Consider the following 25,390-nt stretch of genomic DNA (forward strand, 5'->3'; position numbering starts at 1 on the left):
CTGCACCAAGTAGCCGTCTTTTGGGGGTGCGGCGCGCCTTTCTGCCGTGCCGAGAGTTCCCGGTGGACAAGAAGGCGAGCCGTGTATGGCGAAGGAGGTACCCGAAACGGGAGGCGGCCCCTCCTCGCCAAGAGAGTCGCAGGTAGCGGAGCGTGCGCCCATCGGCGGGTGGCCCCACTTGCAAGAGGCTCCATACACAGCTTGCTTTCTTGTCCAGAAAACGGCACTTCCGTGACAGGGCAGCAAAAAAGCGGGCTTGCCGGGCCTTTCCCGCCCAGCAAGCCCGCCCTATCTCATGCGAGGATGTACCTGTCCGCGATCCCGGTCGCCTCTATGCGCGTGCCAGCCATTCCAGGACGCTGGCCTCGACACCGGCTTGCGTGGCGTCGACGACGGTGTCGAAACGCCGCGCCCTCCCCTCGAGGGCGGCGAGCGCCTCAGGCACGCTCGAACCCGTCTCGGCGGCGATGCGGCGGTTGAGCTCGAGGCCCGTGAGCCCCGCCACGTCGGCGGGCAGCTCGTCGGCAAGCTTCATGCCGTGCAGGCCGCGCCACACGGCGGGGCCGAACTTGGCCCAGTGCGCCGTCGACGCCACGAGCATGGGACGCTCGCTGCGGTTGCGACGCGCTACTTCGAGCGCGACGGCCGTGTGCGGGTCGGCGACGTAGCCGTGCTCCTCGAAGACGCGCCCGATGGCGGCGAGGCACTCGTCGTTCGTGGCGAAGCCGGCCGCGTACAGCGCGCCCAGACGCTCGCGCGTCTCAGCGTCAACCTCGAAGCGTCCCGTGCTTGCGAGCTGCTCCATCCAGCCGCGCACGCGCTCGGCGTTGCGATCGGTGAGCTCGAACAGCTGGCGCTCCAGGTTCGACGACACGAGTATGTCCATGGACGGGGAGGGCGTCAGGTGCAGCGAGCGGCCCGTTATGTCGTAGACGCCCGTCGTCAGGAAGTCGGTGAGCACATTGTTCTCGTTGCTGGCGCACACGAGGCGTCCGACAGGCAGGCCGATGCGCATCGCGTAGTACGCGGCCAGGATGTTGCCGAAGTTGCCTGTAGGCACGCAGATGTCGATCGCGTCGCCTGCGTGCACGGAGCCGGCGGAGACGAGGTCGGCATAGGCTGACAGGTAGTAGACGATCTGCGGCATGAGGCGGCCCCAGTTGATGGAGTTCGCGCTCGACAGTGCCACGTTGTGCTCGCTCATGAGGCGCTCACAGAACGCAGCGTCGCCAAACGCGCGCTTCACGGACGTCTGGCAGTCGTCGAAGTCACCGCGGGCCGCAAAGACGCCGACGTTGGCGCCCTCCTGCGTCGTCATCTGGCGCAGCTGGATGTCGCTCACGCCGCCGTCGGGATAGAACACGACGATGCCCACGTGCTCGCGCCCGGCAAAGCCCTCGAGCGCCGCCTTGCCCGTGTCGCCTGACGTCGCCACGAGGATGAGGTGGTCGTGGTCGAGCTCGCCGCTGGCGCGCAGCTTGGCTGTCGCATACTCAAAACAGCGGGGAAGGCACTGCAGCGCCATGTCCTTGAACGCGCTCGTGGGCCCATGGAACAGCTCGAGCACGTACGTGCCGTTGTCGCCAAGCGGCACGACGGGAGCGATGCGCTCGTCGTCGAAGTTGTCGGCGTACGTGCCGGCCATGAGGCTGGCGATGTCGTCGGCGGGGATATCGATGTCGAACGCCTCGTAGACGCGCGCCGCGCGCTGGGCGTAGGGCAACTGGCCGAGGGCACAGATCTGCTCCACACTGAGCGCCGGGATGGACTGGGGAACGAACAGGCCGCCTCCGGGGGCGATGCCGGTCACGATGGCCTGGCAGAACGAGAGCGGGGTGTCGGCGAGACCGCGCGTGTCGACAAACGAGTTCATGGGCCTGACCTTCCGAGTCGCGGGGGCGGGTCGGGCGCCGCGCGTGCGTGCGGGGCGCCGAGGTGGATCGCCCCCATCCTACCGCCCGGCGTCGCCTGGCGCCATGCCGGTGCGGCCATTGGGAGGCCACACCGCGAAAACCCCTCGTGAGCGGGGGCTCGGCTGGCCACTGCCGCGCGCCGCATGCGCGCGGCGGGCTCTCGCGGACGGAGGCGTGCCAGGCGCGGCAAAACGTGGCACAATGCAGGGAGGCGCGCCACGGTTTCTCCGAGTCCCACGGGGACGGCGAGAGCGGACGGCGGGCGGCAGATGGATACCGTACTTCTCGCTAGGGGGATGCGAGTGGCACAGACGACGCGGACTGCGGCGGTTGCCGCAATGAACGCGGGCCCTGGCATGGCCTGCGATGCCGAGGGGCGCCCTGATTGCGCGGCGTCCCTTAGCCGTGCTTCGAGCGCCGAGGGGACAGGTTCCCGGGCGCCGCTCCCACGGCCTCTCGAGCGCGTGCGCGGGATGATGAGCGCGCGCGGCGCCGCTGCGCTCGGTATGTTCTTTGCCTGGCAGTCGACGCTGATCACGTCGCTGTTCCCGGCGTCCGGCCTGTCGCCCCTTTCTCCGCAGGTCGCGTTCGCGTTTGTGGCGTGTCTGACGATGGCCGCCATACTGCGCGGGCAGCTTGCCCTGCACCGCCCGTCCAGCGCGCGCCTGCGTGCGTTCTGGGGCCTTGTCGGGGTGACGCTGGGCACGCTGTCCGCCTGCGTTGCCACGCTCGTCGCAAACGCGGTGCTACCCGTGGCCTATGCGTGCTCGCTTGTGTCGGGCGCGTCGCTGTCGCTCGGCCTGTTCGTGTGGATCCTGCCCCTCGCGCGCATGGACGCCCGCCGCCGCGCCGGCACGCTGTTGGCTGCCCTGGCGATAGCACAGGTCGCGAGCTTCATTCTGGGGGCGCTGCCGCTGGGCACGCCCGTCGTGTTCGCGTTCGTTCTGTGCGGCCTGCTCGCCGTTGCCGGGCTTGTCGTGTGGGACAACGCAAGCGAGGGGCCGTCGGCGGAAGTCACGTATCGGCCCACGAGCTCCCAGCACTATCGAGTCCTGCTCGTGGCGCTCGTGCTGTACGCGTTCGTGTTCGGCTCCATCACGGGGACGACGTCGCACGAGATGACGCCGGAGGGCCTGGGTCGGCTGACGAGGCAGATCGCCTGGCCCGGCCTCATCATGGCACTCGCCGGCATAGCCGCCCTGCTGCCGTCGCGTGGCTCTGTGCGTCTTGCCGTCATGGGCCGCGTGCTCACGCCCCTGCTCGCGATCCTGTTCCTCGCACACATCGTGCTGCCTGCGAGCGGGCGCAGCTGGCTGCCTCCCATCACGCTAGCCGTCTGGCAGTTCGTGCAGGCGTTCGTCATCTTGCTCGTCATCGAGATATCGCAGAGCGGCGTTGGCAGCCTCGGCCTCGTGTTCTCGGCTGGCTGGTCGCTGCTTTCCGGCGGCTTTGCGGTCGGCTGCCTGTTCGGCAGCACCATGGGCGCGCTGTTTGGGACGGACGAGTCGGCCGTCAACGCGCTCGTCGTGTTGCACACGGTCCTCGCCATCATCGGGTCGAGCCTCATGGCGGCGGCCCGGTATCCGAAAGCCGGGGGAGAGCCTGCGCGCGAGGGCGACGCCGCGACGCCCTCGCGCCAAGCTGTGGCTCCCGCGGCCGGTGGGGACGCGGCGTCAGGCGTTCCGGCCGATGCCAAGGGCGCGGACGACATCGCGCGCGCCTGCGCACAGCTCACGGCGCGTCACGGGCTGTCCGAGCGCGAGGGGGAGGTCCTGGAGCTGCTGGCTCGCGGCAATACGCGCCAGTCCATCGCCACGAGGCTCGTCGTGTCGGAGAACACGGTGCGCACGCACGTCAAGAACATCTACAGCAAGCTGCACATCCATTCAAAGCAGCAGCTGATCGACCTCGTTGACACGCTGCGCTCTCCAAAGGCGTAGCCGCCGCCCTCGGAGAGCGCAGCGGCAGAGCTATGCCTCGAGCGCCCGGGCGAGCACGACGTCCTCGGTGCATTCCCGGGGCGTGAACGGCACGACGATGTCGGGCGTGATGCCGATGCCACGCATGCCACGCCCCTCGGCCGCTGCCTTCGTCTTGCTCATCGGGTAGACGAAGATGAAGCGGTCCTCGAACGTCATGGCCAGGGGGTTCGCGTAGTCGAGCGTGCCCATCGTCGCGCGCCCGACCGTCGTGACGCGCGGTGAGCCCTGGGCGAGGCGTACGAGCCACTCGGCCGCGTCGCCGCAGGTCACGTCCGTGAGCAGTAGAACGTGCTGGCCTTTGGGGCCTGCGTGCACGGGCAGCGAGTCGGCCTCGACGACCTCCTCGACATATCCCTTGCCTCGATTGGCGCGCACCGTCTCAAGGTTGTCGTCGAGCCATGAGAGCGTCGTGCGCGTCTCGTCGTCATCGCGCACGCGTGCAAGGGCTCGGAGCTGGGCGATCTGCATTTCGCGTCTGTGGCAGTTTGCTACGGTGTAGTTCGTGAGCACCACCTCGGGGCCCTCTATGTCGTGCAGGTCGCCGTCCTCGTCGAACAGGTAGTCGAGCAGCGGGTAGGCGTTGGTCTCGGCGCCTCCGACGCACGAGCGCACGTCGATGACGAGGCGGGGCGCCTTCGCAAGCTCGCGCGCATGCGCATCGATGAGCTCGCCCAGCTCACCGTTGTCGAGCTGTGTCACGGTGAGCACGATGGTGCCGTCGTCTTGCATCGCCAGCGAGCAGGGGCCGGTCGCGCCGGGTAGGGAAGGGAATCGGCGCAGACGAAGATCAGCCATGCTGCCGTCAGTGCGACGCACGCGGCTGTGAGATGCCTGGGCGAGCACGGGGGCCCACGCCTGGCGCGCAGGGTCGTCGCTGCCGGTGGGATTGCCCAGCACGCGCTGCAGGTGCGCGTCGAGGCTGCTGTTGTTGATCGTCGTGAGTGCATCACCCGCATGGACACGTCCGTCTTGGCCCGCGCGTGTCACAAAGAGCGCGTCTTCGTGGCGCCGCACATCGAAGCCACAGGTCTCGGGCGTGTAGCTGCAGTTGGGCCCAGCGAGGAAGCATAGGTTGTGGTCGCCGAGGCTGGCGAGACGCTGCGTAACGTACTGGTAGAGCAGGCGGTCGTCGAGCAGGCGAGTCCTTGCTGAGCGAGCAACGAGGGCATCCCACTGGGCGCCGAGCCTGTCGTCGCATTCGGCCATGCCGGCATAGTCGTGCGCGAGCGCGTCAAACACCTGGTGAGCTATCTGATCGAGCTTGAGCGACATGGGGCGGTCCTTTCGCGTCGCGTGGATTAGGCTGCATACGCATGGCACCGTATCGTATACCCGCCCGATGTCTCGCCGCCAGATGGCGGGCGTGCGAACCTGCGCGATTCCCCAGGCTGACACGAGGGAACACCGAGGTGGTTGCCGTATACTTAGGGATACCAGAGGACACGCCAAATGTAATCGCCTAGTTATATCGAAGGGACGTGCCATGGAAGAAGAACGAACACATCTCACCTCGGCAAACGAGGATTACCTCGAGGCAATCGTGCGCATTGGGGAGTCGCAGGAGAAGGCGGAGGTGCGCTCTGTCGACATCGCGACGATGCTCAACGTCTCCAAGGCGAGCGTGAACAAGGCTCTCGCCACGCTGCGCGCCGACGGCTACATCGAGCAGGAACGCTACGGCCGCATCACGCTGACGCCCGAAGGCCGCGTCTATGGTCGGGAGGTGTGGAACCGCCATCAGTCACTGCGCAGCTTCCTCACCGACGACCTGGGTGTCGACTTTGACACCGCGAACGAGGAGGCGTGCATGATGGAGCACGCCCTGAGCCAGGACACGATGACGAAGTGGCTTGACTTCCTCGCCCAGGTGCACGAGGAGCGCGGCGCTCGTGCTGCGGTGGAGACCCCTTCTCCTGCCGAGGGCGAATAGACCGGGTTCAAAACAAGTGTGCATTGAGGCGTCGGAGCCCAACGGGTTTCGACGCCTTTTTGTATCAAGCGATGTTTGGTTTGTGCCCAAAAACAAAGCGAGGCCCGGTGGGGAGCCGGGCCTCTCACAAGGAGGGATGTGACGCAACAAGGCTGCGTCAGCTTGCAGGCAAGGGGTACCTGCACGGCATCTTGAGGAAGGGGGCCTCAAGAACCAGCCCGAATTATCTGCCGTTAACCTGCGAAGATGTGTACGCTCTGTGAAGTCACAGAGGGCGCAAAAAACTTAGCGAGACCCTTGCCTTAGTTGTGAATGTGCCGTAGCAGCAGTGTTTCTCTACGGTAACAAGCTCCCCAAACAAGCCTCTTGTGGGGAAATCCGCTATCCCTCGTCAACAAGCGTCTTGACGACGTTGGCGGCAAACGCGCAGACGCGTGCGTATGCGTCGTCGTCAGAGGAGGCGAGGCGCTCGGCGGCCGTGCCAATCCACGTGCCGGCATGATCACGTGCGAAGCGCGTGGCGAGCCCGTGCCAGTGCCCCGCTGTCTGCTCGTCGCCGCGCTCCCACGCCTGCGCCTCGCCGTTTTTCATGAAGGCGAGGAACGCGAGCTCGCAGGAGATGTAGTCGCAGCGCAGTACCTTCGTGAGGATGTGGTAGCCCGGCAGGCTTTCAAAGTCAAAGCCCAGCGTCTTGTAACAGCGCAGTGCATGGTCGCCACGCGTGCTGTTCACCGCGTTGTAGTGCGCGACGCCCTTGTCGTCCACGGTGCTGCCGTAGACGCAGCTCTCCTGCAGGGGCACGTAGACGGGGCTTGAAACGACGACGACACGATCGTAGAAGCGCTGACGCAGCGCGACGCCCTTTTCTGTCTCGCAACAGGCGTCGGCGCACGCGTCGTCGAGCGAGCTGTCGCCCAGGGCCTGCGCCACGCGTCGCACGTCGCCGAGCACCTGCGCGGTGGGCTCGTTGAGAAACACGGCTGCACAGGCATCGAAGGCGACGGCAAAGCCGCGAGCCTCCGCAGCGCGGTCCGCCGCCGTCGGCGTCGCGGTGTCGGTGTTCGTGTCACAGGTGGTGCAGGCCATAGACGCTCCCTCCAAAAGGGCCGGGCTCTCCGGTCCGACCCGCTCTAGACACACACGTGGCCCCGCAGGCCGAACAACCCTGCGGGGCCACACAGCCTATCTCAGGATGGTACTCCTAGAAGGCGCTCTTTACCCCTCGAACGGCGTCTTGACGTTGCCGCCCTTCCAGACGTTGGAGACGCGCTCCATCGCCATGGTCTTGTCGAGGCCGATGTAGTAGATCTGCGGGCCAAGCTCGGTCTCGGGCATGAACACCTCAGCGTCGGTCTCGGCCAGACGCTTGGAGATGTCGCTCTCGGGATCGTCGAGGTCACCGAAGATGCGGGCGCCGGCCACGCACATCGTCACACACGCAGGCATCATGCCCTGCGAGGAGCGGTGGTGGCAGAACGTGCACTTGTGGACCTTGTTGTCCTCGTCGTTATGCCAGCGGACCTCGTAGGGGCAGGCCGCGATGCACGCGTCGCAGCCGATGCACTTCTCGAGGTCGATCTGGACGGTGCCGTCCTCGGCCACAAAGCTGGCCTCGGTGGGGCACACATCGACGCAGACGGGCTTCTCGCAGTGGTTGCACTGCTTGGGCATGTTGGCGCGGCGGATGTAGCCGGCCTCATCCTTCACGTCCCAGCTCTCGATCCACGTGTTGAACTTCGTGAGCGGGGTCTCGTTCTCCATCCTGCACGCAACGGCACAGGCGTTGCAGCCGATGCAGCGCGACAGGTCAATGAGCATTCCCAGACGCATGATGAACCTCCTCCCTTACTCCCTTAGGCCTTCTCGATCTTGTACATGCCACCCGTACGCGCAGGCGTGCCGGCGTGGTTGTCGGACAGCGGGTAGATGGCGCCTTCGCCCACCGTCGGATCGGTCATGGTCCTCAGGATGACGCCGGCTGCGATGTCCGGGTTGCCCGGGATCGTCTCGCCGTCGAGCTCCATGTCCTTCGAGCCCCACGCCGTGCGGCCATAGCCGCCGGAGATGGCGATGTTGCCCTTGGCGACGCCGGCGCGCACCATGGCGGGCGCCTCGATCGAGGTGCCGGTCGGCTCGCTGACGCGCACCATGTCGCCGTCGGCGATGCCAAGTTCCTTGGCGTCCTCGATGTTGATCTCGACGTAGTTCTCCTTGCAGATGTCGCGCAGGTTCGGGTTGTTCGACTGCATGGAGATGGAGCGGAAGCGCGGCTTGTACGTCGTGGCGCCGAACGGGTACTCGGCGGCGTCGTACACGTCAGCGATCGGCGTGCCGTCGGCGAAGCTCTCCGGCGTAAAGTTGATGCCGCCGGGGGTCGTCTCGCCGGTGTACGGGTTCTTGAACGTGGCCTTGGCCTCGCTGTAGTACAGCGCCTCCTGGATGTTGACGCACAGCGGGCTGCGCTTGTCGTTGCCGCGGTAGTCCTCGATGGGCATGAAGCGCGTGCCGCGCGACATGACCTTGAGCACCTTGGGCCACTCCTCCTCCTTGACGGCGGCCTTCCACGCCTCAGGCAGCGTGTCGAGGGCCTGGAGGTGGATCTCCTCGTCGGTGATGTCCTCGACGGGGGCGTCGCCGTCGTACGCGACGTTGGCGAACGACTTCAGGAAGAAGTCGCAGGCGTCGTTGAAGTCGTAGGCGTTACCGTCGGCGTCGAGCAGGGCACCCTCGCCGAAGCCGGGGAGCTCGAGCTTTTTGGCGACGTCGATGATGAACGTCTCCCAGCTGGCATAACGGCCGTCGTCGAGCTGCATGCTCTCCGGCGTCTTGATCGGCCAGCGGAACGTGTCGCCGTAGCCGACCCAGCCCTCCATGTTGAGCACGCCGAAGCTCTCGTAGGGGTTCGTGTCCGGCACGATGTAGTCGGCGTACTGCGTGTCCTCGCCCATCATGACGTCGCAGGAGATCACGAGCGGCACGACAGCCGGGTCCTTGAGCTTCTCGATGACCTCGTCGCGCATGGCGCCGGGGCACTGGGAGAGGTTGCTCTTCATCCAGCCCATGATGATCTTGGCCTGGTAGGGGTACTGGTTGACGATCGACCAGAGCGTCTGGTTGTCCGAGGCGCTCGGGTTGGGGAAGTAGGGCAGCAGCGGCTTGGGATCGGTCTCGCCGGCGGCCACGCGGTTCTTGTACTCGTCGGTCTCGGTCCAGACGACGCCCATGCGGCCGATGCTCATGCCGCTCGTCTTGGGGGCGTTCTGGATGGAGAGGTCATAGCGACCGGAGCTCGTGTTGAAGCCCTGGTTCGAGGGGCCGGCGCCGCCGATCATGCCGTCGGAGCCGACGAGCCAGTTCAGCGTGCGGTACGCGTAGACGGACTCCATACCGTTCTGGTTGCCCGAGCCGCCCATGAGGCGCGCGGAGGCCTTCGTGCCGTGGGACGTGAACTCCTTGGCGATGCGGTTGATCTCGTCGACGGGCACGCCGCAGATCTCGGAGTACTCCTCCGGGGTCTTCTTGTAGACGTTCTCGAGCATGAGCGACCAGGCCGTGCGCACGTGCACGCCGTTGACCTCGCCGTCGAACTCGAGCTCTGCACTTCCCTCGACCGTGGTGTTGATCGCAGGCTCGCCCGTGGCGGAGTCGATGCAGATGCGGAAGTCGGGGGCCTTCTTGCCCTCCTCGACCGTCGGCGTCTCCATGCCCGCGTCCTCGGGGCGCATGAACTTGCGATAGTTGGGGTGATTCTCGTCCACGATGACGAGCAGCGTGGCGTCGGAGAACGAGCCGTACTCGCGGCTCCAGGACACGTCGGGGTTCGGCGTCGTCACGAACTCCTCGTTGTATGCCTTGTTCTCGACGATCCACTGAATCGCGGCGCACGTGAAGGCGGCGTTCGTCGCTGCCTTGATCGGCACCCAGTTGATGCCCTGCATCGTGGGGGTCACGCTGCCGTTGCCCAGTGCCGGGTCAAGAACGTCCATCTTGCACTCGCCGTTCTGCAGGCGCGTAGCCGCGCGCTTGGCGATGCCCTGGAAGCTGTTGCCCGTAGCACCCGGGAACTCACCCATCCACAGGATGTACTCACAGAAGTCAACGTCGGAGATAGAACCGTTGCCACCAATTTTGGAGAGGCTGCCACCAGCCCACTGTGCACAGCCTCAAGTGGAGCCGTGGCCGACGTTGTTCTTAGAGCCGAACGCGCTCGCGAAGCGGCTGCCCATCGTGGCGCGGCCGTCAGCGCGGCTGCCCAGACGCACCATCTGGTTGGCGATCGGGCCCAGGTCGGGGCGCTCAGGATCGATGGGGGTCTCGAGGTCGTGCAGGGCGCGCAGACCCTCGATCTCCTGGTCCTCGCCGATCTCAGCGAACAGCTTGCCGCCCTCGACAACCTCGTCGATGAGCTGGTCCCAGCTGATGGGCGTCCACTTGTTCTCGCCGCGCTTGCCGGCGCGCTTAAGCGGCGTCGTGATACGGTCGGGCTGGTTGTACATCGTCCACGTGCCCTGGCCGCGGGCGCAGACGGTGCCGTGAATCTCGTTGCCATAGCCGTTGGCGTAGCTCATGGAGCGATAGGCGTCCTCGAGCGGAGCCTCGAACGGCAGGCACGGATAGGCGCTGTTCACGTGGTAGGGGTTGCCGCCCACGGACAGGACGCGACCGGTCTCGCGGTCGATCTTCACGCGGTTGCCGCAGTCGCAGTAGCAGCCCAGGCACGTGCTGTAGCGCACGACAACGTCCTCGTTGATCGTGAGCTCGCCCGTCTTCGGGTCGACCTTCGCCTCGACCGGCTGGCCGATCGTAGGCGCGGGGAAGTCAGTCTCGGCAGCGAGCGCGCTGGGGCGCCCGACGAGACCCGTACCGGCGACCGAGAGCATGCTCGCGGCGGCCATGGCCCCCACGAACGTGCGTCGATCCATACGGATGGACTCCATACTCCTCCTCCTTTTGTTCTCCCACGGCCCGCGCACGCCGTTGAGGTGTTGGCGCAGACCCTCCCTTTTCGCGCGGCGCAGGCTTCCCAAGCCCACACCAAATGGCCGCGTCCGACCCCTTCGGCTCGAAGGCGTCGGGACAGAACACGGCCCGTTGCGACCCCATTGTTGAGGCTAAAAAACATTTCTGCATCGAAGCAATGTGGTTACGATCATGTTTCTTGGCGCTCGCAACGATGTGACTATTGCTGTTGTTTTGCCTGCTAGATGGGCAAGTATTGCGTTTACTTCTACAGTGGATCACACTATCTACATAAGTAAAACAGCTCCGTGACACATCGGCGCGATACGAACGGGTACGATGGGCTTTCGCGCTATTTGGACGGGGAGAGGGCGGGCATGGGCGGTCTCGTAGCGGGTCTGAGGGAGCTGAGCCGGCAGAATATCGGGCTAGCCCTGTTCCTGGCGTGGAACTACATCGCCCTGTACGGATGCGCGATGGCAATCGGCTCGTTCGTGCCCTACAACCTCGAGTTCATCTGGCTTGTTTCCGGTGCCGCCATGCTGGTGTGCTCTGCGGGCATGCTCGCGATCATGCGCGCCCGCCCTGCCATGGCGCAGCCGAAGCGGAGCTGGGGCGCCGCCGCCATGGCGTGCGCCATCGCGGGAAACATCAGCCTGTGGCTCTGCTACGCCATAAAAGAGACGTTCTGGGTCATGTTCGCCTTCGCCGGGGTATTCGACGGCATTGCGTGCGTACTGTTCACGATGATCTGGGGCGCGCGCCTGACGCGCTGCAACGAGGCCCGCATCGAATTCGACGTCGTGGCCTGCTTTGTGATCGCGCTTGCGCTCTATGCGGTCACGCTGCCCATCAAGCTCTATGGCCTCGTGGACCTGGCGGTGGAGTGCATTCTGCCGCCGCTCTCGGCTTGGCTCGCGTTCCACGAGGCTAAGGACGACCCTGACGCGCTCTGGGCACAGCGCCGCATGCCTGATGAATCCGAGAGGACCGACGGGAGCCTGTCCGAGCTGCGTACGTTGGGCGCCGCGCTGCTGCTTATGGCGGTGGAGTGGTTCGTCGTGGCGTTCTTCCGCGTCGTGGATGCCCCCGTTGAGGCCTACAACCGCTATCAGCGCTACTTCATTGCGTTCACGGTGGGGTTTCTGGTGACGCTCGCGCTGTTCTCCGTGCTCATCCGCCAGATGCGCCACGTCAACCTCGCGATGTCCTATCGCTGGCTGCTGCCGTTCGCGATGCTCAACGCCATCGTGCTCAGCGTGGGCGGCTGGGGGCTCGAAATGCGCATCGCCGCCTATGCGGTCATCCATGCGGGCATGTTTGGCATGCAGATGGCCCTGTGGATCGCGCTCGCCAAATACCTGCGGCGCAGCGGCGGACGCCCCGCCGTGGCGTTTGCGGGCATGGCGGCGGCGCAGGGGATCGGCATCGGGGTGGGGTGTGGCGTGGCCCTGCTCGTGGTGACGCGGCTCGGCCTGCCCGACCAGCTGAGCGCGCTCATGATCGTGACGGGTGTCGCGACGCTCGTCATGATGGCGGCGGGGTTCGGCCCCGCCTGCTCGTTCGCGCGTCGGCGCCGCGGGCTCACTCCCGAGGGGCTTGCTGTCCCCGAGGCACACAAAGGCGAAAAGCTGCCTGACGTGTCCGAAGAGCCAGCATCATCGGACTACGACGCGCTCATGCACCAGCGGGCGCTCGACCTCCAGCGCGGCTTTGGCCTGACCGTCCGCGAGACCGAAGTCGCTGAGCTGCTGCTCTGTGGGCGCAGCCGCCCCTACATCCGCGACGAGCTCGACATCTCGCTCAACACGGTGCATGCTCACGCGAGGAGCATCCTTGCCAAGTGCGGGGTGCATTCCCAGCGCGAACTCATCGACCTCGCACCGGGCACCACGGCACCCGATCTGCGGCGTTGAGGCGCGACTCACGTATTGCAATACGCTTCGCCGCGCCTCGCCTTGCATCTCGGGCACCGTGGGCCCGGTGCGAGGCACTCCGCTACGGCACCCCATCCGCTGCGTTAGGCGGCTCCTTGCGTATTGCAATACGCGGCGTCGCCCCCTGCCTTGCGCCTGGGGCACCGTGGGGCCGGGGACGGCTCCCCGTTCTCGCGGCACCCGATCTGCGGCGTTGAGGCGCGACTCACGTATCTCATACGCTTCGCCGCGCCTCGCCTTGCATCTCGGGCACCGTGGGCCCGGTGCGAGGCGCCCCGTTGTGGCATCCATCCACTGCGTTAGGCGGCTCCTTGCGTATTGCAATACGCGGCGTCGCCCCCTGCCTTGCATCTCGGGCGCCGTGGGCCCGGTGCGAGGCACTCCGCTACGGCACCCCATCCACTGCTCCACTGCTATACTGCAATACATAGCAGAGGAGGATGTATGCTAACAGCCATGGCTCAGCTCAACGCTCGTATCGGCGCCGACCTAAAACATGCTGGCGACAAGGTGTTTGCCGCCTACGGCCTCACGCCGAGTGAGGTGGTTCGTTCGGTGTGGTCGTACGCTGTGGACTGCCAGAAACCGCCCGAGTTTATGACGAGGGGTGACGAGGCACAAAAGAAGGCGGAGCTGACGCGTAGGTTGGCTCTTATCGAGCAGGGTGCTGGCCTGGCGTGGAAATCGCTGCCTGACTGTCATGCACTGGCGCGATCTGAGACGCGTCCGGACTGGTCTGCTGAGTTCTGCGAGCTCAAGGACGTCGCGTATGACGAGCGGACAGAGGCCGCGCTCGCCATGCTTGCCGCAGCCTCAGACGGAGGTGATGCGGATGGGCGGGCTGTTCAAACCTTCTAAAGTGCTTATCGACACGAACGTGTGGCTGGGTTTCTTTCTGGGGCATGACCCGTGCTGCCGTGACGTGAAAGCGATGCTTGACTCGTGTTGCCGCCACGGTGTCGAGCTCTTCTATGCGCCTGTCGCCCTGAAGGACCTTTTCTATCTCCTTCCGCGGTTCATGCGGCGCGAGCTGGTGGAAGAACAAGGCCTCGATGTGGGCACCGGTGGCGTGTCGTTCAAGCCGGCCGCTCAGGCTGCCGTCCGTTTCGTTATGGATCTTGCGAGTGCTGCGCCCCAGACGTCGGCCGAGTGCGAGTTGGGGTGGATGCTGCGCAACACGCACGACGACTTCGAGGATAACCTTATGATGGCTACGGCGGAGACATGCGGCGCCGATTACGTGGTCACGTATGATGGCAAGTTAACGAGTCACTTTTCGCCCGTTTGCTTACGCCCAGAGGAGCTGTCTAGTTTGCTTGGCGTGCTTGACGTGGAGGGCACTCGGTAAAAACCGCGGCGTGCGTCTTTGGTGGGTCAGCTTCTACGGCATCTGCAGCCCGCCAACGGTCGCGTAGATGGCTCCCGTTGCCGCGGGCGTGCCTCCGCAGCAGCAGCCGATGATGCGCGCGCCGGCCTTCAGAAGGCGCACAGAGGCGTCAGCGAAGTCGCGCGGGCCCAGCGGCCAGCGCAAGCTGCCGTCGGGGGACGCAACAGGCTTTCCGGCGCTGGGCCGGGCGATGAGGGGCAGGTCGCACGCTGCGCGCATGCGCTCGATAGTGTCCACGCATGCGTCGACGCCCATGCAATTGCATCCCACCGCTGCGACGCCTGCTTGTGCCAGCGCTCGCGCGGCCTCTTCGGGTGACGCTTGGGCCGTCCCCGCCGTGCTGTCAAGAAACGCCATGCTTGCAATGACGGGTGCGTCGCAGGTGCGCCGCGCGGCCTCAACGGCGGCGAGCAGGTCGTCGAGGCTCGTGAACGTCTCGAGGAGCAGCGCGTCGGGGTCGCCTGACGCCAGGGCCGCCATCTGCTCGGCGTACAGCTCGACGGCGCTGGAATAGCCCACTGGGGGATTGCCGGCAACGCGTGCCCCGTCCTGGCTTTCCGCCTGTGCTCCTCGAAGGGCCGCGAGCCCGCTGCCTGCCTCGACCTCGACGCCGCACGGTCCTACGGATGCCAGCACGTGCGGGAAGCCCTGCGCACGCGCGATGCGAACACCCGCCTCGTTGATGTCGGCAACGGCGCCGGACAGGCCGAAGCGCGCGAGGTTTGCGCTCGTTGCCATGAACGTGTTCGTGATGGCGCAATCCGCCCCGGCGGCGCGGTAGAGGCGGTGCAGCTCCTCGATGGCCTCCGGCTCGGTGACGTTGAGCAGCGGCAGGGGCGTGTCGTAGTCAAAGCCCTGCGCCATGAGCTGCGTGCCCATGGGGCCTTGCGTCACAAGCACGTCTTTACCCAAGCGAAGTGCGATATCTGCCACGCGAACCAGTCCTTTCGAGAAGCTTGCGTGTCCGTTTCGAAGAGGGGCGCCCCGCGACATCTGCCGTGGGGCGCGCTGCGTTTGGCGCCTATATACCCGTTCCTACTCCGAGCCCTTCACCCAGCCCACGATTGCGTCGCGCAGGAACGCCGCTCCTCCCGGGGCCGCCTTCTCGTAATAGGCCGCGAAGCGCTCGTCGCTTACGTACATCTCTGCCAGCCCCGCGTGGGCGGCGGGCGAATAGGCGCCCTCGGGCCACTGGCGGCACAGCCAGGCGCGATGCATCTCTGCAAGGCGGCGCGCCTCGGGGCCGCGCACGTCTCCCGTCGCCGCCGCGATCGCGAGCTGCTCGAGTATGGCCTGTTCGAGATCCTTCGTGCTGTGCCACTCCTGCTCCGTCATGCCGAGCGCCCGCTCGTTGCTGGCATCTACGATCTCGTCTCCCCAGAGCTTGCGCGCTTCAGCGCCGTAAGCTCGTTCGTTCTCCTCGATGGTTGCCTGTTTTAGCGCTGCGAACCTCTCCTCGTCGCTCATATCTTCCTCTCCTTCCTCGGATGCAATCATGCGTTTGACGCTCTCTATGAGGGCGTCGATGGTGTCACGCTCACGTCTGAGCGCCGCAAGGTGATCTCGAAGCGCGCCTGCCCGGTCGAACGAAGGGTCGTCCAGCAGCTCGGCGATGCGTGAGAGCGGCATGCCCGTCTGTCGATAGAGCAGCGCCTGCTGCAGCCGGTCGACATCGTCTGCCCCGTATGACCGATAGTTGTTGTCGCACCTGGACGGGTGCAGAATGCCCAGTTCCTCGTAGTAGTGAAGCGTGCGCACGCTGACACCCGAGAGCTGGGCCAGCTGGCTTGCCGAGTATGCCATGGCCATCACCTCGCAGAAGAACTCTAGACTATGACGGAACGTGAGGGTCAAGAGCTTTCCTGCGAGGAGCCTCCCATATGGACGCGCGGTGAACGCGCTGCCAGTGCGGCGGGGCATGCTTGCCGTGGTTCGGGCACCTGCGGTCGCTGGACGCTCTGACGGCGATCGCCCGTGTCGTTCGGGTTAACTTTGCGCGCATTGGCGTTCAAGCGGAGGCACAATTGTGGCGAGATTCGTTACGTCTGGGCCTGCGCGGCCCGAGGGGAGGAGCCGGGCATGGCCCACATTCAGCATCAGTTGGGACAGGCCGAACTCGGTGCTGCCTCCGCCCACCCGCATCACGGAGCCCCGTCCGGGCGGAACGGGCGCGACCCCGGCCAGAAGAGCATTCGCATGGGGACTGAACCCATCGGGAAGCTCCTGCTTGAGTTCGCGCCGCCTACCTTTTGGCGTGCGCCTGCACGGGCCTGTACAACCTCATCAACACGATATTCCTGGGCCAGGCGCTTGGCTCGGCTGGCATAGCGGCTACGACGGTCGGCTTTCCTCTCCAGACGGTCATGTTCGCGTTCGCCATGTGGTTCGGCGCCGGAGGCAACGCTCGCGCAGCTATCAAGATGGGGGAGGGTCGCCCCGACGAGGCCGAGCGGTGTCTGGGGAACACGATCCTGCTGAACATCGTCGTTGACGGTGTCCTGACAATTGTCATGCTGGCGGCGCTGGACCCCCTGCTCTACCTATGCGGGGCCGACGCCAGCAGCATCCAGATGTCGCGCGACTACATGGGCGTCATGGTCGTGGGCTTTATCATCCAGGCGATAGGCCCCTCGCTCAACAACTTCATTCGCACGGACGGCTCACCAACGTTCGCCCTGTTCACGATGATCGTCGGCTGCTCCGTGTCCATCTTCTGCAACTGGCTGTTCGTTATCGTGCTCGGCATGGGGGCGTTCGGCGGCGGTCTGGGCACCGTCTGCGGCCAGCTCGGTGCCTGCATCGCGGTGCTGGGTTACTTCCGGACGAAGCGCTCGCTCATGAAGCTGCGCCTGTCTGCCCTGCGCCCCGACGCGCGCATCATCAAAGATATCGTTGCCCTAGGCCTGTCGAGCTTCTTCCTGCAGATCGCGGCCGCCCTCGTCTCGACGCTGCTCAACAACCAGTGCATGGCCCTCGGCGCGACTGACCCGATCGGCGGTAACGGCGCCCTTGCTGTCATCGGCACGATCAACAAGGTCGTTCAGATGTGCGGCTTCGTGATCTTCGGCATCTCGATCGCCGTACAGCCCATCATTGGCTTCAACTACGGCGCCCGCATTTACCGGCGCGTTCGCAGGGCACTCTGGGTGGCAGTTGGCGTCTCTACCGTGCTCGCCGTGATCATCTGGGTCGTGATCCGCGTCCTGTCTGGCCAGATACTGAACCTGTTTGGCCTCGAGGAGAACCTGCACGACTTCGGCTCGCGGGCGCTCGGACTCTTCATGATGTTCTACTTTCTCCAGCCGATGCAGGTCATCGGCTCCGTGTTCTTCCAGTCGACGCGCCAGCCGGTCAAGGCGACGATCCTCTCGCTCACTCGCCAGGTCATCATCTACCTGCCGGCGCTCTACATCGTGCCCGCCGTTCTTCCTGCGATAGACCCGTCCATATCGCCGCTGCTGGCTCTTACGTGTGTCCAGCCGACGTCCGACCTACTCTCATCGCTCATTGTCATTGGTTTCCAGGCCATCGAGAACCGTCGGCTTGCCAGGCTCATCGAAGGGCAGCGCGACGGCACGGTCCCGCCCCCGCTCGAGCTCGTTGCGGGGCAGGATGGGGAGCGGGGCTCTGTTTCCACCACGGCGTAGAATGGCCTGAATCACAGGGCGAAACCTTGTCGAGTTTACTGGCATTTACCTATGCCTACCTGCATTGTTGGCATTCTGTGACGAGGCGGAGCACCATCGTCCCCACACCGCAGGACCGGGTGACGTGGGGCACAATCAGATACGTAGCTCGTTCGGCTCGCGCCCTTTTTCGGGCCGCGTCCCAACGGCTGCCGGAGCCTCTTTCATAGAAGAGCCATCCCAAGGCGCCACCGCGAATGATCGTGCGGGGGCGCCTTTTGTCCGCGAGACCCAGCCGATTGCGCCCGGCTGGATTTCCCGGCACCATGTGATACGTGCACGTTTGCAGGAAGGCGGTACCCATGAGCGCACAAGCGACTCCTTCTCAGGCTCGACCCGTCGCCGTTTCTGGAGACCTCGACGACGAGGCTCTGAGCGCGCAGAACAACCCGCTGGGCACGATGCCCGTCCCCCGGCTGCTGCTCAAGTACGCCCCGCCTGCCATTCTCTCCATGATGGTGACGGCGCTCTACAACCTCATCGACACGTACTTTGTTGGCAACGCCGTCGGGCAGAACGGCATCGCGGCCACGACGGTCGCCTTGCCCCTCATGATGATCATGGGTGCGTTCGGCATGTGGTTCGGTGCCGGTGGTAACGCGCGCGCTGCCATCAAGATGGGAGAGGGAGACTACGCCGAGGCCGAGCGCACGATGGGCAACGTCCTGTTTATGCTCATCGTCGTCCCGCTTGCCCTGGCCATCCTCATGGTCATCTTTCTTGACCCCATGCTCAACCTGCTGGGTGCCACCGACTTGAACCGCCAGCTTTCGCGCGACTTCTGCCACATCATCTTGTGGGGCTTCCCGTTCATGGCCATCGGAGGAGGCCTGTCGAACTTCATCCGTACCGACGGGTCGCCGACGTATGCCCTCGTCGTCATGTTCCTCGGCACGCTGCTGTCCTGTGCGCTCAACTACGTGCTCGTTAGGGTGATGGGCATGGGCATGGTTGGTTCTGCCCTGGCAACGGTGGGTGGCCAGCTGCTGTCCGCCGCCCTCGTCATCCAGTTCTTCTTGGGCAGTCGCAGCCGCCTCAAGCTGCGCCTGCGCAACCTGCGCCCCGACGTTAAGCTCATCGGTAGCATCGCCGTCATGGGCCTGTCGACGTTTGCCGTGCAGGTTGCCGCCTCGTTCACGGTGAGCATCCTCAATATCCAGATCTCGACACTCGGCTCGACGGATCCCATCGGAGCCGACGGCGGCCTGGCGGTCATCGGCACGGTGCAGAAGGTTACCCAGCTGCTCTTCTTCATCACGATGGGCTTCTCCATCGCTGCGCAGCCCATCTTCGGGTTCAACTGGGGCGCGCGCCAGTACGGCCGCGTGCGCCACGCGCTGTGGATCACGATCGCGGCGGCCACGATCACGAACCTCGTGCTCTGGATCCCGTGCCTGCTGTTTTCCGACCAGATCATGGGTTTCTTCGGCCTGACGAGCGACCTGCACGATTTTGCGGCGCGCACGCTCATATTCATGACGGCGCTGTTCCCCGTCGTTCCGTTGCAGGTCGTGGGATCGAACTTCTTCATGGCAACGGGCCAGCCTATCAAGGCCACGTTCCTTACGCTGACGCGTCAGCTGATCTTCTACCTGCCGTTCCTGTTCATCGTGCCGCAGGTCGTGTCGTCGATGGTGCCGAGCCTGTCTCCGCTGGCTGCCCTGCCGCTGGCCCCGGCCTGCGCCGATGCCTGCGCCATCATCGTGACCGTCGTCTTCATGGCGCGCGAGATGCGGCGCATCCACGTCAAGGAACTCGCCCAGGCGTCGTCTCGGGGCGCATCCTCCGTGTCAAAGGCGGCATAGCATCATGACCGCACGCGAAGACGAGGCCTCACGGGCACGTCGCGAGCGCATGCTACGTATACTGGGCGCAAGTGGCGTTTCCGGGGCCGAGGGCGTGCTGCCTCGGGGGACGACGGCTGTAGGTGTTGACCGCGCGTTTGCCCGTCCCGAGTCCGAGGACGACGACGGCTACGACCCCTATTCTGATCGGCCCGCCCCGCGCGAATCGCTCTTCGAGGCAAACCCCTGGGACTGAGGTACTCCACGCGAAATAGGCACCTGCCGGGCGGATCGGCGTCGCACGTTTGCGATGTCGATCCGCCCGCTTTTTCTTGGGAACACCCCCAGCGGCGATCCGGCGTGGGCGAGGCGGGGTACAGTGAGAGAGGTCCGTCGACGAGTCAGGCCGCCCCTATCGCGGCCTTCGATGTGAAAGGGCATCGTCTCATGAAGGCTCTCATTCCTGCGGCAGGTCTCGGCACGCGTTTCCTTCCCACGACCAAGTCTGTGCCCAAGGAGATGCTGCCGGTTCTTGACAAGCCGGTCATCCAGTACGTTGTCGAGGAGGCGCTTGCCGCACCCCAGTGCGATGGCTGCGTCATCGTGACCTCGCGGTCCAAGCCGCTTATCGAGCAGTATTTCTCTGCCGACCCGGCCTATGTCGACATGCTGCGTGGTCGCGGAAAAGACGCCTACGCCGATGCCTGCGAGCATGCCGGCGCGCTGCCTGTATCCTATGTCTACCAGGAGAAGCCGGCCGGTCTGGGAGACGCGGTGCTCACGGCGGCTCCTGAGACGGGGAGCGAGCCCTTCTACGTGCTGCTCGGCGACGTCGTTGTGCCTGAGCGCGCAATCCTGCCCAAGATGGCCGAGGTCTCGCAGGCCCATGGCGGCGCGAGCGTCATCGCCGTCATCCCCGTGCCTGATGACGAGGTCTCTCGCTTCGGCATCATTGGCGGCACGTGCATCAGCGGCGAGGGCAACGAGCCGGGCGCCGTTTGGAACGTCACGGAGATGGTCGAGAAGCCTGCGCTTGAGGACGCTCCCAGCCACCTCGCTATCTTTGGGCGCTACCTGCTTTCTCCTCGCATCATGGAGCTCCTGGCGACGCAGGAACCGGGCAAGGGTAACGAGGTCCAGCTCACGGACGCTCTCGTGAGGGTTCTTGCCGAGGAGGAGATGTACGCCGTTGTCATCGACCCGTCCGAGGGTCACGACACGGGTACGATCCCCAACCTCGTTGCCGCTGGCGTGCGCATGGGGCTGGCCGACGAGCGGTATGCCTCGTCGCTGCGCGAAGCTCTGGCCGACGTCCTACGTCCCGAGGCGTAAGGACGTCCATGGAAGCGATCCACTTTGGCGTTGACGGCTGGCGCTCCCGCTACGATGACGGCTTCTCTGTGGAGAATGTCGCGCGCGTTGCCGATGCCGCAGGCCGCCTGCTATCTGAGAGCCACCCCCGCGGCGCCGTTGTTGTCGGATATGACACACGTCGCGACGGTGATGTGCTCGCTCGGACAGCCGCCGAGGTCCTCGCCGCACAAGGCGTGCGTGCCCTTCTGTCAACGCAGCCGTGCCCGCAGGCGGCTCTCAGCTGGTATGCCGCGCGCAACGAAGAGATCGCCGGTGCGCTCATGGTGACAGGCGGGCACGCTTCGGCCGAATCCAACGGCGTGCGCTTGCGTACGGCTGATGGCGGCATGTGCAGCCGGACGTTTTACGACGAGCTCGAGGCTTCCGTTCGACCGGAGCCGCCGGCGGAGCGAGACGCGTGCGAAGAGGTCGATATCGTGTCGCCCTACCTCGACGAGCTCGTCTCGCTCGTCGATGCCGACGTCCTGCGAGGATCGGGCCTGTCAGTCGTGCACGACCCCATGTACGGCACGTCGCGCGGCCTGCTCGTGCGAGCACTTGGCAAGCTCGGCGTGCCTGCGAGTGACGTGCGTGCCGAGGGCGACCCCCTGTTTGGCGGCATTCGCCCCGACCCCGTCGAGCCCTGGGTCAGTGACTGCCAGCACGCCGTTGTGGAGCGAGGCGCGAGTCTTGGCCTCATCAACGACACAAACGCCGCCCGCACGGGCGCTGTCGATGAGAACGGCCTGTACGTCTCCATCCACAAGATTACGGCGTTGTTGCTCGATCTGCTCGTGGGCTATCGGCGCCAGACGGGGCGCGTCGTCATCACGACGCCAGGCTCCGTGCTCGTGCATCGGCAGGCCGCCCGTCTGGGCTGCCCGCTCACGGTGACGCCCGTCGGTTTCGTGCGCGTTTATGCCGAGATGTGTCGGGGTGACGTCCTGCTGGGCGGTGAGGAGACGGGCGGCATCAGCATTCCGTCCCATCTGTGCGAGCGCGACGGTCTGCTCGTCGACTTGCTGCTATGCGAACTCGTGGCGCGGAGCCATAAGTCGCTGGGCACGCTCGTCGCCGAGCTTGAGGATCGCGTGGGCCATATGGACTATGGTCGGCGCGACCTGCAGCTCGACGCCGCCTCGCTTCAGATGTTCCGCAACATGCTGCCAGGCCTGAACCCCCAGAGCGTTGCCGGCATGCGCCCGGTCAGCGTTGACCATACCGATGGACTGCGCCTGAGCTTTGCCGATGACGCTTGGCTGTTGCTGCGGCCCTCTGGCAGCGAGCAGCTTGTCCGTGTCTATGCAGAGGCGTCGACGATCATGGAGCGCGATGCCCTGCTTGACGAGGGGTGCTCTATCGCACGCGGGGATCTTTCCTAGCCCACTTTCACACCGAAGTACATATCGGCGGCCTTCCCTTGGGGGGAGGCCGCTTTTTCTTACTTGATCAGCGAAACTGAAGGGAACTCTTCGTTTTTTCAAGAACGCTCCCACTCACGTATGTACGCGCGAATGTTTCGGGAGTAAATTGCCACCGGATTGCTTGCAAATATTAGCAAGCATCCGGTATTTCTAGGTTGATGTCTGTGTTCGTAGGCACGCGGGTTGGGGAGGCTGGCCCGCATGAGAGGGAGGGAGGGGAAGCCATGGACATTCTGTCCGACCCGGCAATGCTCGCGCGCATCCAGTTTGCGCTCGCGGCCATCTACCACTACATCTTTGTCCCGATGTCAGTGGGCTTGGGCCTCATCATGGCTATCTCGGAAACACGGTACTACCGGTCTCAGGATCCGCGCGACCGGGCAACGAGCCGTCTGTGGCTCAAGATCTTCACCGTGACGTTTACGGTTGGCGTCGCCACCGGCATCACGATGGAGTTCATGTTCGGCACGAACTGGGCTCAGTACTCGCGCTATGTCGGCGACATCTTCGGCGCGCCGCTTGCTGCCGAGGCTCTGTTTGCCTTCTTCCTCGAGTCCGTGTTCCTTGGGGTCATGCTTTTCGGCCGCAAGAAGGTCTCGAGGACGTTCTACATGATCTCGACGTGGCTCGTCTGGTTTGGATCGGCGCTGTCGGCCCTGTGGATTATCATCGCCAACTCGTGGATGCAGACGCCGGCTGGTTATGAGATCGTCCAAACCGATACGGGTGCTAAGGCGGTGCTGACGAACTTTGCCGAGGCGGTGTTCAACCCCTCGACGTTCGCCCGCTACGCCCACACGCTGTTCGCGCTGCTCATCACCGGCGCGTTCATCGCCATCGCAGTGAGCGCCTACTACCTGCTCAAGAAGAAGCACATCCACTTCGCCAAGACGACGATGCAGTCTTCTGTCATCGTCGCCCTCGTGACGACGGTCATCCTGTTCCCCACGGCTCACGCCCAGGCTGTCGTTGTCGCCGAGAATCAGCCGCTCAAGCTTGCGGCCATGGAGGGCCAGTACGAGACGGAGCCGGCGGCGCTCTACTTGTTCGGCTTCGTGGATACGGTCAACGAGACGGTTCACGGCCTTGCCATTCCCGGTGGCACGAGCTTCTTGGCTTCCGGCGACTTCGGCAAGGAGTATCCGGGCCTGTATGACGCTGCAGAGGCGGAGGGTGTGAGCACTGACGAGATGCCGCCTACCGTGTTCGTGTTCCAGACGTATCACGGCATGGTTATGCTGTCTGGTGCCATCGCACTGTGCCTCATCGTCGCGCTGTGGGTCACGTTCAAGCGCCTCAAGAAGACGCCCGAGGGCGAGACGCCGACGATCAACAAGTGGCTGCTGCGCCTGCTGCTTGTTTCGCCGCTGTTCCCGCTGCTCGCCATCGAGCTCGGTTGGCTTACGGCCGAGTTTGGCCGCCAGCCGTGGGTCGTGCAGGGCCTGCTCCGCACGAACGACGCCATCTCCGGAGCCGTGACTTCCGGTGAGCTCATTTTCACGATTATTGTCTTTGCGGTGATCTACCTCGCCATCCTTATCGCGTGGGCTGGGATTGTCATCCACATCGTGAAGAAGGGTCCCGGCGAGCCTCGGTTGAGCACGGCCTCGGCTGCTGCTGCGTCGGCTGACGCCCCGTCTGCATCTGACGGAAAGGAGGCGTAGGAGCGATGGTCGAGATCAGCCTTTTCCAGCTTCTCTGGTTCATCCTGCTCGCGGTCCTCATGGTCGGCTACTTCGTGCTTGACGGTTTTGACCTGGGCGTGGGTATCCTCTATCCCTTCCTTGGTAAGGACGAGCAGGAACGCGCTGCGATGCGCCTTGCCATTGGCCCGGTGTGGGACGGCAACGAGGTGTGGCTGCTGACGCTGGGTGGCGCGCTGTTCGCGGCGTTTCCGCCGGCTTATGCCACGGTGTTCTCGGGCTTTTACCTTGCCATCATGGTCGTGCTGTTCGCGCTCATCCTCAGGGCAGTGTCCATCCACTTCATTGGACACCTCGAGGGTGCTGCGCGTGGCCTGTTCACGGTGACGTTCTTCCTCGGCTCGCTGCTCCCGGCGCTGCTCTACGGCGTTGCGTGCGGCAACCTCATCAACACGGTGCCGCTTCTCGCCAACGGCGACGTTGCGGGCGACTTCCCGCAGCGCTTTGTCCAGCTGCTCGGTCTGCTCCCGCTGCTCTGCGGCGTGCTGACGCTCGTGCTCTCCATTGCCCTGGGTGCCAGCTGGCTCAAGGGGCGCGTCACCGAGGGCGCCCTGCACGAGCGCGCGGCAAAGACGGCCAAGCTGACGGCTCTGCTCGGTGCTGTGCTGTTCGTCATCGTTGGTGTGGTGTACCTGTTTGTTGTTGCTCCGCAGCTGCCCGAGGCGGGAGAGAAGTACCTTCTGTCTGGTATCCCGCAGGTTGTGCGCATCGCTGGCGGCATCGTCGCCTGCGCAGCCCTTGTTGGTGCTGGCATGCTCGGTGGCAAGGCGCGCATGGTGACGTTTATCCTGACGGCCCTCGGTACTGTCGGCGTCATTGCTGCGTTTGCGGGCAGCATGTTCCCAAGCCTCGTCCCTGCGGGCGATCCCGCGTTCGCTCCGATGGCTGCCGAAAACCTCGGCCAGACCATCACGATTGCGGCTCCGTACGCCTCGTCCGAGTTGACGCTGCAGACAATGCTCGTTATCGCGTGCATCGGTGTGCCGCTCGTGCTCATCTATCACGTGCTCTCGTATAGGGCGTTCAGCGGCAAGATAGAGATCGAACTGCTGGCGGATGACGAGGACGCTTACTAGGCTCTTTCGCATCCTATATATGAATGCGTGAACGGGGCGCCCCTGCCGGATTTGCACGGCAGGGGCGTCTTTTTGTCTTATGGCTGCAAGCTAGCGGGATCGATTGAGTTAGCCATGTGTGCATGATGTGAATAGCAAATCGTTACTTGTAAGGCTTAGCGCCCTCCGGTATATTACCTCCTCGCGCAACGGCGGGGCCCACGGGCACCGCGGGGCGCGGCGAACCTTGAGAGCCGGATACTGCGAGAGCAGAAGG

General features: G+C 64.8%; 20 protein-coding genes. 12 read left to right on the top strand and 8 right to left on the bottom strand.

The window, feature by feature from the left end:
* Positions 1-331 precede the first annotated feature (331 nt).
* Positions 332-1,873, bottom strand: coding sequence for a threonine synthase (locus KHZ24_10375; GenBank protein MBS5451592.1), 1,542 nt, complete (start codon positions 1,871-1,873; stop codon positions 332-334).
* 513 nt (positions 1,874-2,386) lie between these two features.
* On the opposite strand from KHZ24_10375, the gene KHZ24_10380 reads away from it, so the two are divergent.
* Positions 2,387-3,853, top strand: a complete 1,467-nt coding sequence (locus tag KHZ24_10380) for a helix-turn-helix transcriptional regulator (GenBank protein ID MBS5451593.1) — start codon at positions 2,387-2,389, stop codon at positions 3,851-3,853.
* A 30-nt stretch (positions 3,854-3,883) separates the two neighbouring features.
* Here the strand turns inward: KHZ24_10380 and KHZ24_10385 are convergent, their stop codons facing one another.
* Positions 3,884-5,167, bottom strand: a complete 1,284-nt coding sequence (locus KHZ24_10385; GenBank protein ID MBS5451594.1) for a hypothetical protein — start codon at positions 5,165-5,167, stop codon at positions 3,884-3,886.
* Positions 5,168-5,378: 211 nt separating this feature from the next.
* On the opposite strand from KHZ24_10385, the gene KHZ24_10390 reads away from it, so the two are divergent.
* On the top strand, positions 5,379-5,825 hold the full coding sequence (locus KHZ24_10390; protein ID MBS5451595.1) for a metal-dependent transcriptional regulator: 447 nt from the start codon (positions 5,379-5,381) through the stop codon (positions 5,823-5,825).
* 381 nt (positions 5,826-6,206) lie between these two features.
* Here the strand turns inward: KHZ24_10390 and KHZ24_10395 are convergent, their stop codons facing one another.
* From KHZ24_10395 to KHZ24_10410, 4 genes are all read right to left on the bottom strand, one after another.
* Complete coding sequence (locus KHZ24_10395) at positions 6,207-6,911, bottom strand: hypothetical protein (protein MBS5451596.1); 705 nt, start codon at positions 6,909-6,911, stop codon at positions 6,207-6,209.
* Positions 6,912-7,040: 129 nt separating this feature from the next.
* Complete coding sequence (locus KHZ24_10400) at positions 7,041-7,655, bottom strand: 4Fe-4S dicluster domain-containing protein (protein ID MBS5451597.1); 615 nt, start codon at positions 7,653-7,655, stop codon at positions 7,041-7,043.
* Between the two features lie 23 nt (positions 7,656-7,678).
* Entirely contained in the window at positions 7,679-9,898 is a 2,220-nt protein-coding gene (locus KHZ24_10405) for a molybdopterin-dependent oxidoreductase (GenBank protein MBS5451598.1), read from the bottom strand.
* 90 nt (positions 9,899-9,988) lie between these two features.
* Positions 9,989-10,762: a hypothetical protein gene (locus KHZ24_10410; protein ID MBS5451599.1), complete on the bottom strand. Its 774-nt coding sequence runs from the start codon at positions 10,760-10,762 to the stop codon at positions 9,989-9,991.
* Between the two features lie 399 nt (positions 10,763-11,161).
* On the opposite strand from KHZ24_10410, the gene KHZ24_10415 reads away from it, so the two are divergent.
* The 3 genes from KHZ24_10415 (at position 11,162) to KHZ24_10425 (ending at position 14,069) form a co-directional block, all read left to right on the top strand.
* Complete coding sequence (locus KHZ24_10415) at positions 11,162-12,700, top strand: helix-turn-helix transcriptional regulator (protein ID MBS5451600.1); 1,539 nt, start codon at positions 11,162-11,164, stop codon at positions 12,698-12,700.
* 465 nt (positions 12,701-13,165) lie between these two features.
* Complete coding sequence (locus KHZ24_10420; protein ID MBS5451601.1) at positions 13,166-13,579, top strand: type II toxin-antitoxin system RelB/DinJ family antitoxin; 414 nt, start codon at positions 13,166-13,168, stop codon at positions 13,577-13,579.
* Positions 13,554-14,069, top strand: coding sequence for a PIN domain-containing protein (locus KHZ24_10425; protein ID MBS5451602.1), 516 nt, complete (start codon positions 13,554-13,556; stop codon positions 14,067-14,069). The genes KHZ24_10420 and KHZ24_10425 overlap by 26 nt, the downstream gene beginning before the upstream one ends.
* 33 nt (positions 14,070-14,102) lie before the next feature.
* On the opposite strand, the gene KHZ24_10430 is transcribed toward KHZ24_10425, so the two are convergent.
* Complete coding sequence (locus tag KHZ24_10430; GenBank protein ID MBS5451603.1) at positions 14,103-15,041, bottom strand: homocysteine S-methyltransferase family protein; 939 nt, start codon at positions 15,039-15,041, stop codon at positions 14,103-14,105.
* 102 nt (positions 15,042-15,143) lie between these two features.
* Complete coding sequence (locus KHZ24_10435) at positions 15,144-15,911, bottom strand: MerR family transcriptional regulator (protein MBS5451604.1); 768 nt, start codon at positions 15,909-15,911, stop codon at positions 15,144-15,146.
* Between the two features lie 446 nt (positions 15,912-16,357).
* Here KHZ24_10435 and KHZ24_10440 point away from each other — a divergent pair, with 446 nt between their 5' ends.
* From KHZ24_10440 to cydB, 7 genes are all read left to right on the top strand, one after another.
* A complete protein-coding gene (locus KHZ24_10440) occupies positions 16,358-17,755 on the top strand; it encodes an MATE family efflux transporter (GenBank protein ID MBS5451605.1) in 1,398 nt (465 codons plus the stop codon).
* 341 nt (positions 17,756-18,096) lie between these two features.
* Entirely contained in the window at positions 18,097-19,599 is a 1,503-nt protein-coding gene (locus KHZ24_10445; GenBank protein ID MBS5451606.1) for an MATE family efflux transporter, read from the top strand.
* 49 nt (positions 19,600-19,648) lie between these two features.
* On the top strand, positions 19,649-19,834 hold the full coding sequence (locus KHZ24_10450) for a hypothetical protein (GenBank protein MBS5451607.1): 186 nt from the start codon (positions 19,649-19,651) through the stop codon (positions 19,832-19,834).
* Positions 19,835-20,025: 191 nt separating this feature from the next.
* The gene (locus tag KHZ24_10455) at positions 20,026-20,910 is read left to right on the top strand and encodes an NTP transferase domain-containing protein (GenBank protein ID MBS5451608.1); all 885 of its coding nucleotides are present in this window, start codon (positions 20,026-20,028) and stop codon (positions 20,908-20,910) included.
* A gap of 8 nt (positions 20,911-20,918) precedes the next feature.
* Positions 20,919-22,313 (top strand): phosphoglucomutase/phosphomannomutase family protein, encoded by a 1,395-nt coding sequence (locus KHZ24_10460; protein ID MBS5451609.1) that lies wholly within the window; start codon positions 20,919-20,921, stop codon positions 22,311-22,313.
* Positions 22,314-22,579: 266 nt separating this feature from the next.
* The gene (locus KHZ24_10465; protein MBS5451610.1) at positions 22,580-24,019 is read left to right on the top strand and encodes a cytochrome ubiquinol oxidase subunit I; all 1,440 of its coding nucleotides are present in this window, start codon (positions 22,580-22,582) and stop codon (positions 24,017-24,019) included.
* 5 nt (positions 24,020-24,024) lie between these two features.
* Entirely contained in the window at positions 24,025-25,134 is a 1,110-nt protein-coding gene (cydB, locus tag KHZ24_10470) for a cytochrome d ubiquinol oxidase subunit II (GenBank protein MBS5451611.1), read from the top strand.
* Positions 25,135-25,390 lie beyond the last annotated feature (256 nt).

This window comes from Coriobacteriia bacterium (assembly GCA_018368455.1).
In the GTDB taxonomy this organism is placed as follows: Bacteria; Actinomycetota; Coriobacteriia; order Coriobacteriales; family UMGS124; genus JAGZEG01.

Excerpts from the sequence above, each read along its gene's own strand:
- KHZ24_10375 (MBS5451592.1), bottom strand. The coding sequence starts at position 1,873 with ATGAACTCGTTTGTCGACACGCGCGGTCTCGCCGACACCCCGCTCTCG.
- KHZ24_10380 (MBS5451593.1), top strand. The coding sequence starts at position 2,387 with ATGATGAGCGCGCGCGGCGCCGCTGCGCTCGGTATGTTCTTTGCCTGG.
- KHZ24_10385 (MBS5451594.1), bottom strand. The coding sequence starts at position 5,167 with ATGTCGCTCAAGCTCGATCAGATAGCTCACCAGGTGTTTGACGCGCTC.
- KHZ24_10390 (MBS5451595.1), top strand. The coding sequence starts at position 5,379 with ATGGAAGAAGAACGAACACATCTCACCTCGGCAAACGAGGATTACCTC.
- KHZ24_10395 (MBS5451596.1), bottom strand. The coding sequence starts at position 6,911 with ATGGCCTGCACCACCTGTGACACGAACACCGACACCGCGACGCCGACG.
- KHZ24_10400 (MBS5451597.1), bottom strand. The coding sequence starts at position 7,655 with ATGCGTCTGGGAATGCTCATTGACCTGTCGCGCTGCATCGGCTGCAAC.
- KHZ24_10405 (MBS5451598.1), bottom strand. The coding sequence starts at position 9,898 with ATGGGTGAGTTCCCGGGTGCTACGGGCAACAGCTTCCAGGGCATCGCC.
- KHZ24_10410 (MBS5451599.1), bottom strand. The coding sequence starts at position 10,762 with ATGGAGTCCATCCGTATGGATCGACGCACGTTCGTGGGGGCCATGGCC.
- KHZ24_10415 (MBS5451600.1), top strand. The coding sequence starts at position 11,162 with ATGGGCGGTCTCGTAGCGGGTCTGAGGGAGCTGAGCCGGCAGAATATC.
- KHZ24_10420 (MBS5451601.1), top strand. The coding sequence starts at position 13,166 with ATGCTAACAGCCATGGCTCAGCTCAACGCTCGTATCGGCGCCGACCTA.
- KHZ24_10425 (MBS5451602.1), top strand. The coding sequence starts at position 13,554 with ATGGGCGGGCTGTTCAAACCTTCTAAAGTGCTTATCGACACGAACGTG.
- KHZ24_10435 (MBS5451604.1), bottom strand. The coding sequence starts at position 15,911 with ATGGCATACTCGGCAAGCCAGCTGGCCCAGCTCTCGGGTGTCAGCGTG.
- KHZ24_10445 (MBS5451606.1), top strand. The coding sequence starts at position 18,097 with ATGAGCGCACAAGCGACTCCTTCTCAGGCTCGACCCGTCGCCGTTTCT.
- KHZ24_10450 (MBS5451607.1), top strand. The coding sequence starts at position 19,649 with ATGCTACGTATACTGGGCGCAAGTGGCGTTTCCGGGGCCGAGGGCGTG.
- KHZ24_10455 (MBS5451608.1), top strand. The coding sequence starts at position 20,026 with ATGAAGGCTCTCATTCCTGCGGCAGGTCTCGGCACGCGTTTCCTTCCC.
- KHZ24_10460 (MBS5451609.1), top strand. The coding sequence starts at position 20,919 with ATGGAAGCGATCCACTTTGGCGTTGACGGCTGGCGCTCCCGCTACGAT.
- KHZ24_10465 (MBS5451610.1), top strand. The coding sequence starts at position 22,580 with ATGGACATTCTGTCCGACCCGGCAATGCTCGCGCGCATCCAGTTTGCG.
- cydB (MBS5451611.1), top strand. The coding sequence starts at position 24,025 with ATGGTCGAGATCAGCCTTTTCCAGCTTCTCTGGTTCATCCTGCTCGCG.